The sequence below is a fragment of the Pectobacterium hainanensis genome, assembly GCF_046237015.1.
In the GTDB taxonomy this organism is placed as follows: Bacteria; Pseudomonadota; Gammaproteobacteria; order Enterobacterales; family Enterobacteriaceae; genus JBJYIN01.
On record NZ_JBJYIN010000012.1, the window covers coordinates 76,970 to 97,709 of the forward strand.

At 48.5% G+C, this 20,740-nt stretch carries 13 protein-coding genes; 3 read left to right on the forward strand and 10 right to left on the reverse strand.

The window, feature by feature from the left end; genetic code table 11:
- Nucleotides 1-21: 21 nt before the first annotated feature.
- Genes recB through ACKPVM_RS13490 form a run of 7 tightly spaced genes read right to left on the reverse strand, consistent with a single transcriptional unit; the run spans nucleotide 22 to nucleotide 11,896 of the window.
- A complete protein-coding gene (gene recB, locus ACKPVM_RS13460) occupies nucleotides 22-3,570 on the reverse strand; it encodes an exodeoxyribonuclease V subunit beta (protein WP_409309695.1) in 3,549 nt (1,182 codons plus the stop codon).
- Entirely contained in the window at nucleotides 3,567-6,491 is a 2,925-nt protein-coding gene (gene ptrA, locus ACKPVM_RS13465) for a pitrilysin (protein ID WP_409309697.1), read from the reverse strand. Before ptrA ends, recB begins: the two co-directional genes overlap by 4 nt.
- A 30-nt stretch (nucleotides 6,492-6,521) precedes the next feature.
- Nucleotides 6,522-9,914 (reverse strand): exodeoxyribonuclease V subunit gamma, encoded by a 3,393-nt coding sequence (recC, locus tag ACKPVM_RS13470; protein ID WP_409309699.1) that lies wholly within the window; start codon nucleotides 9,912-9,914, stop codon nucleotides 6,522-6,524.
- Between the two features lie 33 nt (nucleotides 9,915-9,947).
- A complete protein-coding gene (locus ACKPVM_RS13475) occupies nucleotides 9,948-10,385 on the reverse strand; it encodes a prepilin-type N-terminal cleavage/methylation domain-containing protein (protein WP_409309700.1) in 438 nt (145 codons plus the stop codon).
- Nucleotides 10,372-10,827, reverse strand: coding sequence for a YgdB family protein (locus ACKPVM_RS13480; protein WP_409309702.1), 456 nt, complete (start codon nucleotides 10,825-10,827; stop codon nucleotides 10,372-10,374). Before ACKPVM_RS13480 ends, ACKPVM_RS13475 begins: the two co-directional genes overlap by 14 nt.
- Complete coding sequence (locus tag ACKPVM_RS13485; protein ID WP_409309703.1) at nucleotides 10,824-11,399, reverse strand: prepilin peptidase-dependent protein; 576 nt, start codon at nucleotides 11,397-11,399, stop codon at nucleotides 10,824-10,826. The genes ACKPVM_RS13480 and ACKPVM_RS13485 overlap by 4 nt, the downstream gene beginning before the upstream one ends.
- On the reverse strand, nucleotides 11,393-11,896 hold the full coding sequence (locus ACKPVM_RS13490) for a prepilin peptidase-dependent protein (protein ID WP_409309704.1): 504 nt from the start codon (nucleotides 11,894-11,896) through the stop codon (nucleotides 11,393-11,395). Before ACKPVM_RS13490 ends, ACKPVM_RS13485 begins: the two co-directional genes overlap by 7 nt.
- Before the next feature lie 654 nt (nucleotides 11,897-12,550).
- Between ACKPVM_RS13490 and speFL the strand changes: the two genes are divergently transcribed.
- The 3 genes from speFL to potE all read left to right on the forward strand — a co-directional run bounded on the left by speFL (nucleotide 12,551) and on the right by potE (nucleotide 16,518).
- On the forward strand, nucleotides 12,551-12,655 hold the full coding sequence (gene speFL / locus ACKPVM_RS13495; RefSeq protein WP_409309794.1) for a leader peptide SpeFL: 105 nt from the start codon (nucleotides 12,551-12,553) through the stop codon (nucleotides 12,653-12,655).
- 299 nt (nucleotides 12,656-12,954) lie between these two features.
- The gene (gene speF, locus ACKPVM_RS13500; protein WP_409309706.1) at nucleotides 12,955-15,141 is read left to right on the forward strand and encodes an ornithine decarboxylase SpeF; all 2,187 of its coding nucleotides are present in this window, start codon (nucleotides 12,955-12,957) and stop codon (nucleotides 15,139-15,141) included.
- A gap of 60 nt (nucleotides 15,142-15,201) precedes the next feature.
- Complete coding sequence (potE, locus tag ACKPVM_RS13505) at nucleotides 15,202-16,518, forward strand: putrescine-ornithine antiporter (RefSeq protein ID WP_409309708.1); 1,317 nt, start codon at nucleotides 15,202-15,204, stop codon at nucleotides 16,516-16,518.
- 88 nt (nucleotides 16,519-16,606) lie between these two features.
- On the opposite strand, the gene thyA is transcribed toward potE, so the two are convergent.
- The 3 genes from thyA to ptsP all read right to left on the reverse strand — a co-directional run bounded on the left by thyA (nucleotide 16,607) and on the right by ptsP (nucleotide 20,732).
- Complete coding sequence (thyA, locus tag ACKPVM_RS13510; RefSeq protein WP_409309710.1) at nucleotides 16,607-17,401, reverse strand: thymidylate synthase; 795 nt, start codon at nucleotides 17,399-17,401, stop codon at nucleotides 16,607-16,609.
- A 46-nt stretch (nucleotides 17,402-17,447) separates the two neighbouring features.
- Nucleotides 17,448-18,308, reverse strand: coding sequence for a prolipoprotein diacylglyceryl transferase (lgt, locus tag ACKPVM_RS13515; protein WP_409309711.1), 861 nt, complete (start codon nucleotides 18,306-18,308; stop codon nucleotides 17,448-17,450).
- Nucleotides 18,309-18,485: 177 nt separating this feature from the next.
- Nucleotides 18,486-20,732, reverse strand: a complete 2,247-nt coding sequence (ptsP, locus tag ACKPVM_RS13520; RefSeq protein ID WP_409309713.1) for a phosphoenolpyruvate--protein phosphotransferase — start codon at nucleotides 20,730-20,732, stop codon at nucleotides 18,486-18,488.
- Nucleotides 20,733-20,740 lie beyond the last annotated feature (8 nt).

Below are 20,740 nucleotides of genomic sequence, written 5' to 3' on the forward strand. Positions count from 1 at the left end.
GCGTCGTTACAGCGGTAGCGGTCATGGCGTATCACCCTCTTCTCTTTCCCTTCCCCGGAACAGCCGATCCAACTGGGTAACAAAATCAGCCAGTGGACGGCAATAAAACACGCCATTGCCAGAGTAACGAGCATCGATACCCCGTAAAAACAGGTAAAATACACCACCAAAATGCCGTTCGTAGTCGTAATCAGCAATGCGGTGACGCAAATAACGATGTAACGCCAGGCTATATAGTTGGTATTGCAAGTCGTAACGATGCTCAGCCATTGCATACATCATGGCAGATTGTGTGTAAGCACTTGCATCTGCGCCCAACCAATTGGACTTATAATCCAGCAGGTAATAACGACCTTCCCAGCGGAACACTAAATCAATAAACCCTTTCAGCATGCCTTCTACCTGTTGGAATAACAGTGGAGGGCACTGTGCTGATAGCGGATCATAACGTTTCGTCAAGGCGTCAAGTTGCGCCGCCTGCAATGGTGCCTCAATCGGCAAGTAAAACTGCAACTCAACACGCTTATGCTGACGTGCCAAAGCAGACAGCACAATACCGTCATCATTGAGCGGAGTGGTCAACACGGCGTCCATCCATGAACGTAGCACCGGGTGCCAGACATCATCCAGACCTTGCAACTGAAGCTGCTCTGCCAGCCATTCATCATCTATTGATTGGGTAAAATCGATCGATTCAAAAAGACTATGCAAAAATGTTCCCGGACTCGCACCTCGCGGGAAAGTATGCGGAGTAAACTGTGCGTCTGGCTCTTCCCGCCACGCTCCCATTGCCTCAATATCCAGTCGAGGAATAATATCCTGTACCACAGACGCCGTGTGCTGCTGCAAACCTGAATAACTGGTCATCCGCCAACCATCACGCCATAGCCATTCACAACGACGAGCCAGTAAAGCAACCGGCACAGGTTCATCAGGTTGCCACGGTTGTTCATGATCGGATTGAATAAGCGTTAGCGACACCCCTTCGCCCGCCATCCCATCAAGTTCCGCCAACAACTCCGCCGCACTCGCCTCTTTGCCTCGCTGAAGCAAGTAGCCCAGGGCGCTCTGATGCATATCGCTGCTTTCACTTTTTTTACGTGAACGTTGCAATGGCGCGACGCCCACACTGCAATGATAAATTGAACGAGTCAGCGCCACATACAGCAGACGTAAATCCTCCGCCAATCGTTCTTCTTCTGCCAGTGCCAGGCTGTCTTCACTGCTATTTAAATCAAGCAAAGCCTGATAGCTGCTTCTGTCGTGATAGATCCCCTGTTCCTGAATCCGAAAGTTGCTGATAAAAGGCAGCCAGACTAGCGGGTACTCAAGTCCTTTCGATTTATGAATCGTCACAATCTGCACCAGATGGCGATCGCTTTCCAAACGTAGCTGCTGATTTTCCGCTTGTGGATTCGGCTGGACAATCTGCTGCGACAGCCAGCGAACCAAGGCATGCTCGCTATCCAGATCCGATGAGGCATCCTGCAAGAGTTCACCAATATGCAGAACATCGGTCAATCTCCGTTCGCCATCATTGCTGGCAAGCAAGTTCTCCGCCAACTGATGCCGGCTCATAAGAGCACGTAGCATCGGTAACACACCACGCAGTCGCCACAGTAAACGGTAGCTGGCGAATTCCTCTACCAGCGCATCCCAATCGTCCTCACTACGCCCCAATGCATCCAGCATCGGCGCATCCAACCCTATCAGCGAAGTCGCCATGGCACTGCGCAATGTTCTCTCTTGCTCAGGGGCCAATACCGCTTGCAAAACCCACAAGATATCGCGCGCTTCCGGCGTCGAGAACACGCTATCACGGTTAGAAAGATAGACAGAGGGGATAGCAAGCCGTGCTAACGCTTCACGCACCAGCGCCGCTTCATGACGACTGCGCACCAGCACACTCATATCCGATGCCTGTACCTGGCGACGCCCTTTACCGGTACTCAGCCATGCCTCATCACGCTGGCTGGCAGCCAGCCAGTCACGAATCTGCTGCGCACATTGCCGCGCCATTCGCTGCTGATAATCACCCACACCGATCGTTTCTTCACCTGTCAGCCAAAATTGCAGTGCAGGCTGAACAACACCCTCGACCTCAAATGCCAGATCGCGTTTAGGTGCCGCAGGCTCAACAGCCAGGAAAGGAATTTCTTCAAAAATAAAGGGAGATTCAAGACGCTGAAAGAGGCGATTTACCGCATGCACCATCTGATGTGAAGAACGCCAGTTTACTCCCAACGTATAGTGTGCACTTACTTCAGAACGAGCTCGCATATAGGTAAAAATATCCGCACCGCGGAATGCATAGATCGCCTGCTTGGGATCACCAATCAGTAACAGCCCACACTGGGGCTGATCGCCATAGAGAGAACGAAAAATACGATATTGCTGAGGGTCAGTATCCTGAAATTCATCGATCATCGCAACGGGGTAGCGTTCCCGTACCGATTGAGCCAACTGCTTACCTTCAGGCTGTTGTAACGCATCATCCAGGCGGCTAAGCAAATCATCAAACCCCAATTCTGCACGCTGGCGTTTTTCCTCTCGCATCGATTGACGAATTTCTCTCAGCGCTCGAACGATCACCACATCACGCAGAGAAAGTGACGTATCCAATAACTGCTCGACGGCGCTAAATACCGTATGCTCAGGGGCTTCTCCCTTCTTGGTTTTTTCAGACAAAACCCGCTGACTAAATCTTTCCAGATCGTTTGGTAATTGGTAATCCTGCGTCGGCTGCTTCGCCCATTGCGTCACTTTCTGCAACCAGTTAGGTAAGTGCTTACTGCTGTAACTACGCTTATCTACGCCAGATGAACTAATCAGCGCTTCCAATTCCGACACCGAAGCTAACCACTGTTGTTTAACGGCATCAATAACCGCAATAATGCGTTGATGGCGGCTCAATAACGTTTCATTGTCATCTGGAGGATGACGAAAAACCGGGCTTTCGCCCTGTAGATAAGGCGTTAGGTCAGCGAGTAAATGTTCTGGCCCTTTCCATTCCTGACTGACAACGCGTGCTACATCTATTGGCAACGGATAGCAATAACGACGCCAAAAATCAGCGCAAGCCTGGCGGCGTAAAGGTTGCTCGTCCTCGAGCAACGTCTGTTCAAACAGAACGCCAGATTCAAACGCATTCGTACTCAATATCCGCTGGCAGAAGCCATGAATTGTGTGAATTGATGCTTCATCCATCTGCCGTTCGGCTGACAGCAACACCTCTGACGCGCCTAAGCAATCTGGAATTTCACGCAATAAATTCATCAGCAAGGGATCGTCGCTCTCACCCCGGAGACAGGCAATGCGCAACGCGTGAATTTTCTCGCGAATACGCTCACGCAGTTCCTCTGTTGCCGCCTCCGTAAAGGTAACAACCAGAATCTCCTCGACCAGTAACGGTCGAGGATAGGCGGATTGTTTCCCTAACCCCAGCAATAAACGCAGGTACAGTGCCGCCAGCGTATAGGTTTTACCTGTACCCGCCGATGCCTCAATCAACCGTTCCCCCAAAAGTGGTAACGTCATAACATTGAGTGATTGCGGCACGGCTTGCTTCATTTGGCTATCACCTTATTGGCGGTATTATCCGCGTTTACCATCGGCGCCTTCTCGACAGGGAGTGTATCCTGTAATGAAGAGGCATTCGGATAGGTTTGCCACCCTTGCACCGTCGCATACTCCGACTGGCCATGGTGACTGCCGGAAACCTGCGACAATACCGCCAATCCTGTTGGCTTCAACGCTTGCTGGAAGAAATCAGCCAGTTGTTCTACCGTCAGTGGCTTAATTTCATCAATTAACCTTTCACGCGTATCAAACGCAAAGTTTTCCCGATCCAGGTCATTACGTAATCTGCTAATTTCCTGACCTAATGTTTGCGGACGTTGATTCAGTTCATTAATGACGCCCTGTTTATATTGTTCAAACTCCTCCGCTTTCATACCACGCAACCGTGTTTCTGCTTTCTGATAGAAATCCTGATAACGTTGATATAAATAGGCTGGCTGCTTGCTGTTGCTCTGCAACAGGAAACCCATTCCCCACTGCCGTCCGATGGAGATCGGGAAAGCAAATACCGCATAGCCAAGCTGCTCTTCTGTTCTCAATTGGCTATAGAACCACGGTTGAATAATCTGCCCCAGTACGGAACTGTACGCCATGCTTTGCGTTTCCGAATAACCGGTAGGGATATAAACAGCGGCTAACGCGGAATCAGTGCTACTGCCGGCCCGTTGCAGGTTGGCGCGTTGTGACTGAGCGATTCTGACTTCATTACCACGCCACAGTGTTTCACCACCACAATTCAAACGATCTTTCAGCGTCTTCGCCAGTTCAGTCACTTTCTCCGGCTGCAAATTACCGACAACCAGCATTTCCGGCGTCGCGTTTTGCAGCAAATCACGCCGATAATCAACCAATTCCTGTAACTTGATCTCGTTTAACAAACGTTTCCGCTCTTCTCGCTCAATATAGGGGAGCTGAGATAAAGACTGGATTGGCTGCATAGCCTGTTCAAACGCTTTTGCTGTTTCTGCCGATTCCAACTCTTGCAGATACCAGGATTTGGCCTGCTCCAACTGCTCTTCCGTTGAAGTAAATGAGGAATAACCATCAATCAGCGCCAACAGCAGTTGTGGTAAACGCTGAGTATAGCCATTCGCATTGATCACCAGACCATCGTTGCTTTTAGTAGAAAAACTAATTCCACCAACCGATGCCTGATAACTCAGTTCATCCAGCGCAAGGCCAGCCAAATAATCATTCAACGCAAACAACACTTGGTTACGCGCGGAATGACGAGCATCCTGATTACGCAGCAGCAGCGTAATCTCGGCTTTAGGCTCATCGGCAAAATAACGGCTTGGCATATACAGCACACGCAACCCTGGTTCATCCAACAGGATTTTAGGATGCGTCAAACCGGTATCGGGTTTAATCAAAGAAAAATCATCTGGGATATAAGGGTTGGTCGTCGGGAGCGACAGCGAAATTTTCGCCCCCAACGCTTTCCACTTGGCAAAGGTTGTGTCTGGGATTTTATTCACGGCATAAGGCGCATCGACGAAATAAGCCACCTTGTCATGCGGTTCATTTGGGCTGATCATCCAGATCCGAGCATTTTGTGGCGTCATGACATCCAGACGTTCCGCTATAGCTTTAGGATCATATCGATCGGCCAGATAGATGGCATCTAATGTATGTTCAATCGGCACTCGCAGCATAGTGTCAACCAGCCACTCGATATAATCCATATCACGACTGATAGACGGATAGCGGAAATCCAAGTCCAGCACGTGGGCGATTTCATCAAAATAACGCTGTTGGATACCTTCACGACGGATCTGCTGCAAATAGCTGAATATCGCAGCAATAACATCATCACGCTGCGCTAACCCTTTATCCGTTAGCGACGCCGAAATGGCAAAAATACCGCCGTTTCGATCAATGACAGGATCGGCCCCTGCTCCGATTGATTCAACCAACCCTTCCTTTTGCAACCAATCAGATAATGTATTTTGACTGCGATTCCCTAACAAATAGCTAATATAGGTATCTGTTTTACTACGGAATGCCTGACTGTTGTTATCAACTCGAAACTCAATGCGCAGCTGTTTCCTCGGTTGGGCAGGCACATAATGGATCATCAAACCGCGCTGCTTTTCCGTCACAACAGGCACCGTAATCTCAGGAACATGAGCCTGATGATTAGCAATACGGCCAAATGTCTGTGAAGCCAGTTTTGCCAATGCAGGCAATGGCTGATTGCTGTAAATCACCCCTTTCATCAGATTGGCAGAATAATAACGCTGATAAAACGTCACCAATTCATCATGTAATTTACTGTCAGGCTTATCACTGAGCGTTTCCAGGTTACCGCCGGAAAAACGCGCACCGGGATGCTCAGGATTCAATGTTTCTGCCCCGACCTGCGCCATCCGATGACCATCACGGGAACGCGCCATTGTCATTTCAGCATTGACAGCATTACGTTCACGATCGGCATTCACCGGATCGAGTAACGGTTCAGCGATCGCATCCGCAAGACGATCGACCGCTGGCTGTAATGCATCGTTTTCCACCTCAAGATAAAATGCCGTACGATAAGATGCTGTGCTGGCGTTATGACTGCCACCGTGCTTTTTCAAAAACTCAGACAGTGCTTCTGGTTCTGGGTAACGTTTCGAACCCATCAAAACCATATGCTCAAGGTAATGCGCCAACCCTAATTGACGGTTTGGATCGTCAAGCGAACCTATCGGTAAGGCTAATGACGCCAAGGATTTAGTGGCCTGAGGATCGGAAACCAACAGAACGGTCATTCCATTATCCAGTTTTATCGCCTGGTACTGCCGCGGATCTTTCTCACTTTTACGGATAGTCTGCTCAAGAGGCTGCCAGCCTGTATCAGCCCAACTCAATGGAAGCCAGAAAGTGAACACCAGAAACAATCCGGCCATCCAGACAAACGGTTTACGCATGCAATTCTCCAATAACGACATCAACATCAATCAAGCCAGATTAGAACGAATGGGTGGTAACAACCAGGTTTGCGCAGCGGCAATAATGTCATTCATTCGTCTTTCATCCAATTCACGAACAATTCGCAGCAGATAGTCATCCTCCCCCTCACCTGACAACCCGATATTACCTTGCCAGGCTAACAACAATTTGGCGCGCGCCTTATTCTGCGTATCATCATCCCATTGAATACTATCACTTTCACGATCATAGCATTGTGCTAACCACGCACTGCCTGATTTGTTGAGTAACAGCAATGGCTTATTCATTCCCTGTTGATAACCATCCAGCATTTGCTGTAAAAATGACTGAGCCACCTCCTGCGGCATCGGGGCAAACCGCCATGCGGATTTCTCACGCCCGTACATGCGGCTCTCTCCTTGGCCGCCTGATAGGCAATAGACCAGATGCTCCAGCCACAATAGGATGCCATCCGTCATGGACAGTTTTCCAGGCCGCCAGCGCAACAAACCATTGTGCTGTACCTGAGTCAGCCAGCCACGGATATGCACATCATCGATTTGGATATCCACTTCCAGGCGATCCTCAGTATCAGATGTCATATCCTCACGTATACGCGTAGCCAGTTCTGCCATTTCCTCTTGTTGAGCCTGCCAGTAAAGTTCGCCAAAAGCACCAAAAGGCAACCCTCCCGCAGCACGAATTCGCTGATAGAGTTGGTCAGGATCGCCTTGCACAATCAGCGTATTGAGTAACTCGGTATTCAGTTGGTAGCGGCTCAGGTTATCGACAATAAAGGGTTCTTCATCCAGTAACTCATCGTTTTGCAGCATGAAACTAACACCCAGCCGAAGCTGAAAGAAAGCCCGCACCGGATGTCGATAAAAACGTTTTAAATCATCCAGCGTGATCTCGGTATAGTGCTGTAAAGGAAGTTCACGATCAAAATCAGGCTGTGATTGCCCTTGTCGATTAGCCGCCGCAAGCCATTCAGCGGCAAAGCTCTGTGGTATCGGATCCGGCAAAAAATTTTCTGCATCAAACGGCATCCGGCTGTGTTCATGACAGAGATGACGCATTACACGATCCGCACTGCTATCAATATCAAGCGTCTCATCCCCCGGCATATGATGGCTTTGCGCAATATATTCCATCAACTCACTCACCAATACTGAAGGGTAACGACGGGTATTATCCTGTATCGAGCGGCCGATATAGCTGATATATAATTTGTTCTGTGCGGATAACATCGCTTCCAAAAACAGATAGCGATCGTCATCACGTCGGCTACGATCGCCGCGCTGACGATTTTTCCCCATCAAATCAAACCCAAGCGGCGGCAATGTCCTCGGATAGACGCCATCGTTCATTCCCAGCAGGCAAACAACCTTAAACGGAATAGAACGCATGGGCATCAGCGTACAAAAATTAATAGAACCCGCCAAAAAACGCTGGCTAAGCCGCTCTTGATCGAGCTTGCACGACAGTTCATCACGTAGCAGGGAAATAGGTACGGACTGTGGATAGCTGGCTGCCAACCCCATATCAAGTACATGCCGCCACTGCTTCTCTATCAACGCCAGCGCAACCTCTGTTTCGCTATCCGCATCAAAAAAAGTGTCTAACAATTGGCGACACAAAGGCAGCCATTCCACCAGCGCACGAGGCTGCCGTAGACGCTGACGCCATTCGCTAAGTTGCATCAGCAATTCAGCCAATTGTCCGGCCAGTTCAGCAACCAAACCACTGGATTCATCATAAGGCAAGACACCCTGCCAATCACCGGACTGACTATCCATTGCATAGCCCAATAGCATTCTCGTCAGCCCAAAACGCCAGGTATGCTGCCCGGTTGGTGGCAACGACAGCTCACGAACGTTATCGTCATCCAATCCCCAACGGATACCAGATTCGACAACCCACAAGCGTAAACGACGCAATCCTTCTTCCTGAATACCAAATCGAGCAGCCAGAGCCGGCACTTCGAGCAATGCCAAAACCTGCTCGGCAGTAAAACGGCTAGTGGGTAAATCTAACAGGCTAATAACCGCCTGAAGTGCGGGATGAGCATGGCGAGCCCGTTGATCGGAAATAGCAAAAGGCAAATAGCGCTCTGCTGGGGCATTACCAAATACGGCTTGGATAGATGGCGTATAGCTGTCTATATCTGCCATCATCACGATGATATCGCGCGGTGTGAGATCCGGATCATCGGCCATCATGGACAAGATTTGATCGTGCAAAACCTCAACCTCTCGCTGTGGACTGTGGCAAGCATGCACATCCACCGAACGATCATCTCCCTCCAACAAACGTTTCTTTGTGCTGGTTTCCAATGTCTGTGAACTAACCGCCACAACCGCGTGATCTTCCAATTCTAAAATATCGCGTTGTAACGTTTGTAACAGGTTATCAGCATCTAATTCCACAAACGCATCCACTTCTTGTACCGCATCAAGCTCGGCTAAAAGGTACAAATGGTCGCGGCCTAGTTTTCCCCAGGATGCCAGTAATGGGTTATTGAGTTGTTGCTCCCCTACCGCATTGAATAATCCTTCAACCTGTTGTCGATCATGAAATAATGGACGATGATTTTCAGGCTGGGCGTCGTCCCAGCGATGCAAACGACGAGAGCGGTTTTTCAGCGTGGCAAGAAACTTGTAATCCTGAATGTCACTCCAGTAATTGCGGCAAGGATTAGTAAACAGCAAGTGCACATCAATATGACGAGCCAGTGCTCGCAACGCCTGTAAATAGATCGGCGGTAAGGCAGAGATGCCACAGATGAAAACACGCGGTGGGAGCTCCGCCGGGCAGCTTTTTGCCTGTTCTAACGATAGAATGAAGCGCTGATACAGGCTCGCATGATGCCATTCTGGCTGTTGTAAAACCTGAGTGTAATCAACCAATGCACGCCACAGAGCCGCTTGCCAAGGCTGATTGCCACCCAGCCCATCGACCAGATGCCCCGCCTGCCATTGTGCAATCCATAGGGGGCGATAGATCAAGTACTGATCGAAGAGATCAGCCACTCGTCCGGCAAGCTGATACCGCTTGCGCCGATCGTCATCATCCTGAAGATAGTGCCGTAATGGAATAAACTCAGGGTGTTCCAACTGTTCTGGCAGCAAATGCATCAGCTTCCAGGTCATCGCCTCTTTGCTGAAGGCGCTTTCTTTTGGAATATCAGGCAAAACATGGCGACACATATCCCACAAAAAAGCACCCGGTAATGGAAACTGAAGGTTGGCCGCGATACCAAAATGTTCAGCAAGTTCAATCTGCAACCACTGTGCCATTCCCGGGCTTTGCACCAGAATCACTTCCTGTTGAAAAGGATCCTGAAGCGGCTGACGTTTAATTAGCTCAACCATCAGCCTTTTTAAAATATCCAACTGGTTAGAATGATAAACCGTAAACATTCTGGCTCCTGTTATGCCACTATATATTGCGTATTATTCACTAGCTGATTGTGCAGACTGGCAAAACCAACGGGTAAGCTGTGCCTGATAATTTCTCGGTGTAATCATGGTTGCCGTCACTTTTCGACATTCTGCCGTTATCCTTTGTTCCGACAAACTGGACTGCCACCCTCGTTCACTCGCGATAACAGAAGCGCTATTGCCATTCACCCCATGACTGGGTCCCGTATTGTCGTTAAACCCCATAGTGTACGTGACTCCCGCATCATACGCTTCCAACTGCTGTACTACCTGCTGCCACGCCTGACGTTGCTGCCATTGATGCAAGAAAGATTCCTGCAATACCTGGTGGTACTGTAATAACCCCAACAGTGATACGGTCAGCAACAGTGCGGCAACTAGCGTCTCTACCAAACTGAAACCACATTGTAGAGGTAACTGCCTCATGCTTAAGGTATTACTCTGGCTCATCACAACGTTCAGCCTCTTTATCCGGACAAAAATCAAGCCATCCACGGGAAGCAAACTGGAGTGTAAGACGATCGGATGCCATACCAGACAACACAACTCGCTGATACAAGAAGAGTGGCCGACTCTGGAACGGTAGCACGCCTTCCCCACGCAAGATACCTACCCCTTCACTGGTGGATTTTTTCAGGCATACATTCAGCATATCTGTCGCCATTTTCTGACACGTCCAGCTATCCTGTAATGGGGGCCAGCCAACATTCATCCCCCAGCTTAGAGAAGATAGAGCCTGATTAAATGCTCGTAGATAGTGGCGCTCATCATTTCCCATCTGTACCGTGGCATCAAGCTGGCGCTGTAGGCCAGACATGAGAATTAGCCCCATAATGGAAATCAGCATCACCATAACCAACGTACTGCTCCCAGACTGCTTTTTTCTGTTCATTGGTTTCTACCCAAAATCAAACGGGTAACCGTACGCTTAATCACAGGGCGCTTTGTCCAAAACCCGCTTAATCGCACCTCATACATCCTGCGCGCTGAAAGACCCGACAAAGTCTGTACATGAAAATGCGTTAGTGTGACCTCTTGTGGATCAAAAAGCTTCTCCCAGCGATCGCCATGACAATTATGTGCCCCGCTTTGGATCTCCAACGCGCCAGCACGCAGGCGATAACCGAATGACTCCTCTTCCTGCATGGTTCCCCCATCCCATACACCATTACGATTCAGATCGTAGGAGACATTGAGGCAACTGTTCGGGCTTTCTCCCGGGTAATTCCCCAACGAGATCGGTGTTCCTTGGCATTCTCCGGCGCAGAAACCCGCACGACGAACATCTTTCTCAATGCCGGAAACCACAGCACTAAGCAGTTGCTCCAGACGAAAATACTGGGCACTGTTTTGACTCTGGCTACGAAGAATGGGATACCATTGTGCCGCAGACAACATAATCAGACTGCTCAAGCTTAGCGCCAGCAGCATTTCAGGCATCGTAAACCCCCGATTTATTAACATAAAGGGATCGCCAGAACGGGACGTTCTTCACTACACAAACGCATACGTCCGCGAGCCGATATGACCAGACGTATTTTCCCTGCCGGACTCATCAACGTCATATGACCAGCCTGTGCGGTACTACGCAGGCCATAAAAAGCAAAACTATTACTTGTTGCCTTTGCCACTGACGCATCTTTGGTCATACGAACATACTGACGATTATTCTCCTCACGACACATTTCATCACCTTTCTGGCGCTCGACATCGCTGACCATACACCATCGTTCGCCTTGTTGAATCAAACGAGCCGAACGCGTTTGATTATGCCAATAGGCATTGGCCTGCACCCGGTTAAAAAAATCCAGTAGCTGTTGTGCATTTTGTTCCAGACGTAAAGCCTGTTGGTAATCAACCCATGTATGGATGCCACCCCCAGTCAGTAACGCAACGATGGCTAAAACGATGATAATTTCAAGCAAGGTAAACCCTTGCTGTTCCCGACAAGATATATTCATGCCGGTAGACTAAGGTGTTTTAGCGCTAAATACAGTGCATTTGTGTCTTTATGCGTACCAATACGCAATGAGTGATTGCAATGATGTAACAATGGAAAAAACTTGCGAGAAGCAGATTAAACACTCTATTTTCTTGTGGAAATAAGCGAATACATTAAACAAATCGTAGAGTGAATGTCTTTTACGCTGCCTAGCGTCACACAATATTAAGTATTGCTTATAAAAACCGTCTTTTGACTCAAACCTATTACTCGAAAATAATTAATCAATGGAAAAAATAAATATTTGAACAAAAAATGGCGATATCATTGCGTATAGTTTTACTTTAACTGCATAGCTAGTCATTCGCTAATTCCACATAAAAAACACCATCATTAACAGTTCATTTACTTTAATAGCGGAAAAATGAGCGCCATACGTAAAAATAAAGGCACTAGCATCACCCACAAAGGGAAAAGTGTTGCATAACACTCTCATTTATCAACATCCATAATAAAAAAATATGCATTATTTATGCAGTCAAAAATGAATACAAAGTGAATAGATATTTAAAAATGAAGATATTTTTTTGAAGTAAATCACAAAAACTTATATTTTATGCAATATACTGGCTTCGAGTCATGAGACTTAGTGAATAGTTATAAGGAGGAAAAAGTGGAGAACAACAACAGAAAATCTGCCCACATCAGGCGAACGACGCATATTATGAAAATGTCTCATCGTAGCTGTTTTGACTTCCATCTCTTCAACGCTAGATAACCCTACCCCTAAAAACTGAGTATCCCTTTTCAGGATGGTCACGTTTTCTCTCATACATGTGTAAAATTTGCCTGGCGGTAACATCGTCTGGGGTAAGACATATTTTTCGCATTAATCAGACCATTTATTATTCGAAATAATTTATTTTTTCGAAGAGAGATACTCATGCTTTCGCCAGAAACGAAGTAAAGGTTATTTATTTCCTTTACCGTCCCTGTGCGTGCAAAAAAAAGTTTTTTCCCTTATATGCAAATTCATTTTCGTGCATAGGCACCGCTGTATAAAAAAAAGAGGATATTATGGCTAAGCTTAATTTAAAAGTAGCCGTTAGTTCAGATGTTACCCACAGTTTTAATACCGAACGTGAAACGATTGATATTAAAAATACGTCATTTATTGATGTCTGTGCCGCCGTGCTTTCCTTACAGGATGCAACGTCCGGCATGCTGGATAAGATAGAGAAAACCGCATTCAACCTACCGGTTTTCATTGCAGTCAATCAGGGCGAAAATATTCCGGCGAGCGATCTACTGCGCGTCAGCGGCGTTTTCGAATTGAACGACGGTAATGCCGATTATTACGGTAAGCAACTGGCGTCCGTAGCCGATAAATACGAAAGCGAACTGCTTCCCCCCTTCTTCGGTCGTCTGGTCGATTACGTAGAACAAGGATATACCGCATTTGACTGTCCGGGACACCAGGGAGGACAATTCTTCCGTCGTCATCCTACCGGCCAACAATTCTTTGATTACTTTGGCGAAACACTTTTCCGTTCCGACCTTTGTAACGCAGATGTGGCAATGGGCGACCTGCTGATTCATGAAGGGGCACCCTGCCTGGCCCAACAGCACGCAGCCAAAGTCTTCAACGCCGATAAAACCTATTTCGTTCTCAACGGCACATCTTCTTCAAATAAGGTCGTGTTAAACGCACTGTTAAGCCCCGGCGACTTAGTCTTATTTGACCGTAATAACCATAAATCAAACCACCATGGCGCACTGATTCAGGCTGGTGCGACACCGGTTTATCTGGAAACAGCTCGTAACCCATTTGGATTTATCGGCGGGATTGACGCTCATTGCTTTGAAGAGAAATACCTGCGGGAATTGGTTGCAGAAGTCGCCCCTGAACGGAAATCGGAACAGCGTCCTTTCAGACTTGCTGTAATCCAATTAGGCACCTATGACGGTACCATTTATAACGCACGTCAAGTTGTCGATAAAATCGGCCACCTGTGTGATTACATCCTGTTCGACTCCGCCTGGGTAGGCTACGAGCAGTTCATTCCAATGATGAACGCCTGTTCCCCTCTGTTGTTGGAACTGAACGAAAACGATCCGGGCATTCTGGTCACTCAGTCCGTACACAAGCAAATGGCTGGCTTCTCACAAACGTCTCAGATTCATAAAAAAGACAAACATATCAAAGGACAAGCTCGTTACGTTAACCATAAACGTATGAATAATGCCTTTATGATGCATGCCTCAACCAGCCCCTTCTACCCACTTTTTGCCGCATTGGATGTTAACGCCAGAATGCACGAAGGCGAAAGCGGGAAGAAAATGTGGATGGAATGTGTCAAAAACGGGATTGAAACACGTAAATTACTGTTGAAACTCTGTACTCATATCCGTCCCTTTATTCCAACGGAAGTCGATGGACGTAAATGGGAAGAGTATGAAACAGAAGAAATGGCTAACGACCTGCGTTTCTTCAATTTCGTACCAAATGAACGTTGGCATTCATTTGAAAATTACGAAAAAAATCAGTATTTCGTCGATCCATGCAAATTAATGCTGACCACTCCGGGCATTGATGTCAAAACCGGGGAATACGAAGCATTTGGTGTACCAGCCACCATTCTGGCTAACTACCTGCGTGAAAACGGGATTGTACCGGAGAAATGCGATCTTAACTCCATCTTGTTCCTGATGACCCCTGCTGAAGATATGGCAAAAATGCGCCACCTGGTCGCATTAATCGCCCAATTCGAGCGCCTGTTAGAAGAAGATGCTCCACTCTCTGACGTGCTTCCCAGCATTTATCGTCACCACGAAGAACGTTATTGTGGTTATACCATCCGTCAGCTCTGTCAGGAAATGCACGACCTTTACGTCAGAAATGATGTAAAAACGTTGCAAAAAGAGATGTTCCGTAAAGCTTGCCTTCCACAATCCGTGATGAATCCGCAGAAAGCCAACGTCGAATTTGTACGTGGCAATGTTGAGCTGGTTGCACTCGCCGATATTGAAGGCCGTATTGCCGCTGAAGGCGCCCTTCCTTATCCGCCGGGCGTGCTGTGTGTCGTACCGGGAGAACGTTGGAATGGTCCGGTGCAACACTACTTCCTGGCGCTGGAAGAAGGAATTAACCGCCTGCCAGGTTTCGCACCTGAGCTACAAGGCGTTTATATCCAGGAAGAAGACGGTCGCAAACGCGCTTACGGCTATGTGATCAAAAACGAACCTGTCGGCAGAAACGCCTGATCAGAATGATCTCAGCGGAGATCATTTCTCTCCGCTGACCTGTTTGTTAAGGAACAGATGATGAGTAAATCCAGAAATAAAATGAGTGTGCTACAGCTCACGATTCTGACCGCCGTCAACATGATGGGTTCAGGGATTATCATGTTGCCAACCAAATTAGCTGAAGTGGGGACGATCTCCATCGTTTCCTGGTTGGTTACGGCTGTGGGTTCAATGGCGCTGGCTTACGCGTTTGCCAAATGCGGGATGTTCAGCCGTAAGAGTGGTGGCATGGGCGGTTATGCCGAATATACTTTCGGTAAATCCGGTAATTTCATGGCGAATTATACCTATGGGGTATCGTTGCTGATTGCCAACGTCGCTATTGCCATTTCCGCTGTCGGGTACGGTACTGAATTTTTCGAAATCAGTCTAAGCCCGCTCAGCATTGGTCTGGCGACCATTGGCGTATTGTGGATCTGTACGATCCCCAACTTCGCGGGTGCGCGTATCACTGGCCAAATCAGTGGTATCACCGTATGGGGGGTAATCATTCCCGTCGCCGGACTATCCATAATCGGCTGGTTCTGGTTCAGCCCTGAATTGTATGTCGCTTCCTGGAATCCGCATAATGTTCCGACCTTTGAAGCCGTTGGTGCGTCTATTGCGATGACCTTATGGGCATTTTTGGGTATGGAATCAGCATGCGCCAATTCAGAAGCCGTCGATAATCCAGAAAAGAACGTTCCTATCGCTGTTCTCGGGGGAACGCTGGGCGCTGCCGTTATTTATATTATTTCAACTAACGTCATCGCCGGTATCGTACCTAATATGGATCTGGCTAACTCCACTGCGCCTTTCGGTCTGGCTTTCGCACAAATGTTTACGCCGACCGTAGGTAAAATCATCATGGCGCTGATGGTCATGTCTTGCTGTGGTTCATTGCTGGGATGGCAGTTTACTATTGCACAGGTATTTAAATCCTCTTCCGATAGCGGTTTCTTCCCGAAACTGTTCTCTAAACTCAATAAGTTTGATGCGCCGGTACAAGGCATGTTGGCCATTGTTATTATTCAGTCGCTGTTGTCCTTGCTGACTATCAGCCCATCACTGAATAAACAATTCAACGTATTGGTCAATTTGGCTGTTGTGACCAACATCATCCCTTATATCCTCTCCATGGCTGCGGTCTGTATCATCCAGAAACAAGCTAATGTGGCTAATGGGAAGGCTCGCACCACAAACGCAATTGCATTGGCAGGGGCAATCTATAGTTTCTATGCGTTGTATTCCTCCGGCGAGGAAGCCATGATGTATGGGGCTATCGTGACATTCCTGGGCTGGACACTCTATGGACTGGTGTCACCACGATTTGAAATTCCCCACCGTAATACCTGAGTGCCTCATTCGGTGAAACCATAAACGAGGCGAAAGGGATATCAAAAAAATGGCCGCAAACGCGGCCATTTTTCATCTAAGTTGCCAATCAAATGGCTACTGGCGCTTTAATCGCCGGATGAGGATCGTAACCTTCAATCTCAAAATCTTCGAAACGATAATCAAATAACGTATCTGGCCGACGCTTAATGACCAACTTTGGCAACGCACGCGGTTCACGGCTTAATTGCAGGTGAGTCTGATCCATATGATTGTTATAAAGATGCGTATCTCCCCCTGTCCAAACAAAGTCACCCACCGCCAAATCACACTGTTGTGCCACCATATGCACTAACAATGCGTAACTGGCGATATTGAATGGCAACCCCAGGAACACATCACACGAACGCTGGTATAACTGGCAGGATAATTTACCGTCGGCCACATAGAACTGAAAAAAAGCATGGCACGGCGCCAACGCCATTTTATCTAACTCACCGACGTTCCATGCCGATACAATGATACGACGTGAATCTGGATCCTGTTTCAACTGCGTAAGTACGTTTTTTAGCTGGTCGATTTGGCGACCATCGGCAGCCCCCCACGATCGCCACTGTTTCCCGTATACCGGGCCAAGATCGCCGTTCTCATCCGCCCACTCATCCCAAATGCTCACCTTATTCTCATGCAAATACGCAACATTGGTATCGCCATTCAGGAACCACAGCAGTTCATGGATAATGGAACGCAGATGACAGCGTTTGGTTGTGACCAGTGGAAAACCTTCCTGTAAATTGAAACGCATCTGATGACCGAAAATCGAGCGGGTGCCAGTGCCGGTACGGTCCGCCTTCGGCGTTCCCTCATCCAACACTTTTTTCATCAGATCCAGATACTGTTTCATACTACCTCACCACAAAGATTAAATAATGACGACCGACCATGACCGATTATGCCGACTTACGACGATACGCCCACATCATCATCAGAACGCCAGCGATCACCATCGGTAAAGAAAGAATTTGCCCCATACTAATGACATCACCGAACAGCCCCAACTGTGCATCCGGCTGGCGGAAGAATTCCGAAATAATTCGAAACGTGCCGTAACCAATCAGGAAAAGCCCTGAAACGCTCCCCATCGGACGGGGTTTACGAATAAACAGGTTCAAAAGAATAAACAGCAGCACACCTTCGAGTAGCATTTGATACAGTTGGGAAGGGTGTCTTGGCAGCATACCGTATTGATTGAAAATCTCCTGCCACTGGGGATTACTGACCGCCAGTTCCAGATCTTCACTCCGTGATCCAGGAAACAACATCGCCCAAGGTGTACTGGTTGTCACTCTTCCCCACAGTTCACCGTTAATAAAGTTGCCAAGACGCCCTGCGCCCAAGCCAAAGGGGATCAGCGGAGCAATAAAATCTGACACTTGGAAAAAATGGCGTTTTGTTCTCCGTGCGAACCACAACATCACGCAAATCACACCGACTAAACCACCGTGGAACGACATACCGCCATCCCAGACTTTAAACAGATAGAGGGGATTTTCCAGGAACGAAGGGAACGCATAAAACAGGACATAGCCCAGACGTCCGCCAACAAAGACGCCGAGAAATCCCATATAAAGCAGGTTTTCGACTTCATCTTTTTTCCAGCCACTGCCTGGTTTGTTCGCCCGCCGCCCCGCCAACCACATGGCAAACACAAAACCAACCAAATACATCAATCCATACCAGTGCAGCGCCACCGGGCCGATTGAAAAAATCACTGGATCAAACTGAGGAAACGCCAGATAGCTCGTCGTCATCGTTCACCACATATTATGTTGTATTGTCCCCCGCCAACTGGGGGTATTCCTAAGCCAAGGCAGGAATATCGTCCTTTCCTGCAAACTGCGGCAGCGAATCATAGCATAGCGCATCGAGTCCGGTGGTTACCCTGGAGGGAAAAGATCTGTAAAGTCATTCGTTAACATTGAAAAAAATCAACGACCGCCGCGGATCAAACCGCCCAGCCCTCGCTCTTCAACGAAAAGGGATGCCCACTGTCTGACCTCGCTAGCGGTTCGCGCACTCAACAATTTTTGCACCAGCGCTTCCGCATCCGATAGCGAAATTTGTCTCAGCAGATATTTAATACGCGCAACGCTACGGCCATTCATACTTAACGTTCGATAACCAAGACCGGTCAGCACCAGTGCTCCCAACGCTTCACCCGCCATTTCACCGCATACGGAAAGCGCAATATCATAACGCTGGCATTCGGTGGCAATGAGGTTCAATGCACGCAGCATGGCGGGATGAAGACTGTCATACAAGGACGCGACATGTGCATTGTTGCGATCAACAGCCAGTAGATATTGAGTGAGATCGTTCGACCCAACCGAGACAAAATCGATACGGGAAGCCAAATGCTGCAACAGAAAAATCATGGACGGCACCTCAACCATGATGCCAACCCGTGGCTTAGGTTGCGGACTCCCTAACATTTCTTCCACTTCCGCCGAAGCCTGATCGATCAGGCGACGCGCTTCATCGATCTCATCCAGACTGCTGATCATCGGCAACAGAATATTCAGATTGCCAAACTTTGCATTTGCCCGCAGCATGGCCCGAACCTGAATCAGGAAGATCTCCGGTTGATCGAGCGTGATACGAATACCACGCCAGCCAAGACACGGGTTATCTTCGCTAATAGGCAGGTAAGGCAATGGCTTATCCGCACCAATATCCAGCGTACGCAGCATGACCTGACGCGTAGGATAGAGTTGCAACATGCTTTGGTATTGCGCCGTTTGCTCTTCTTCAGAAGGAAAGCCACTCTGTAACATGAACGGAATTTCCGTACGGTACAATCCGACGCCATCTACCTGATTAATAAATCGTTTCTCATGTTCTGCACTCAACCCCGCATTCAACATCACCTGAATACGTTCCCCGCTTTTCAGGATAGCCGGGCTCTCCATATCCCCTTCGGCTAAGCGGGTAAGCTCATTCTCTTCAACCAGAAGACGCTGGTATTCCTGCACCAGCACAGGTTCGGGATCAACCAGCAACTCGCCACGATAACCATCAATAATCAGCAAACGTTGATGAAGCCATTCAGGCTGAATATCCGCACCGACCAGCGTCGGAATACCCATTGCCCGCACCAGAATCGCCGCATGAGAATTCGCCGCGCCGTCATACACAACGACCCCGGCAAGGCGCTCCGGCGGAAGCTCAGCCAACAGCGTCGCCGTCAACTCATCGGCAACGAGAATAAAACGTTCAGGCCACTGACTGATACTTTGCGCATTGTCATCCAGATGAAACAGCAAGCGCTGACCGAGCGCACGAAAATCGCCCGCCCGTTCACGCAGGTAAGTATCTTGCAAATGAGAGAACTGAGCGGCAAAACGTTCAATGACCAATTTGACGGCCCATTCCGCCGCATTGCCGGTATCCACCTCCTGAAACAATTCTCGCTTCAGGCGCGCATCATTCAGCAGGTGGGAATACAAATCAAAAATGGCAGCGCTTTCTTTTTGAGCACTGGCATTAAAACGCTTGCTAAAACGCCGAAACTCCGCCGTTGCATCCTCTAACGCCTGCGTTAACCGGGAACGTTCACGTTCGCTATCCAGACTCGATGCGGGAAACACCTGCTCCAGAGAAGGCTGGCTGCAATCCTGCCAGCCTGGCGCGATCGCCACGCCAGATGCCGCGACCAACGCGTTGATACGAGTCTGACGATACTGACCAAACAACGTTTTTATCTGAGAGAGAGAAAGGATCGCGGCCATCTGCGTCGCCAGCGTAACCATGAATGACTCTTCATTTTTGTCAAACTGGCGATGCTCACGCTGTTGAACGACCAACACGCCTAGCAACTGACGACGATGGATAATAGGAACGCCGAGGAAAGATCGGAAATGTTGCTCTTTTACCGCAGGGATATATTTAAAACTGGGGTGTGTGCGGGCATCGGCCAGATTGATCGGCTCGGCACGCTGTCCAACCAAACCGACCACTCCTTGCCCAAAGGCTAATGTGACGGTACGACCACGAGGCTTCTTTAAACCGCGTGTCGCCATCAGGTAATAGCATTGATGATCGTGATCGGCCAGATAAATCGAACAGACTTCCGTGTCCATTGCCTGACAAGTTTCATCGACCAGAATGTCCAGAGCATCATTAAGGCGAGCCGTTGCGGCTACTTTTTCGACAATTTCTCGCAAGCGCGTGAGCATGATGCCTT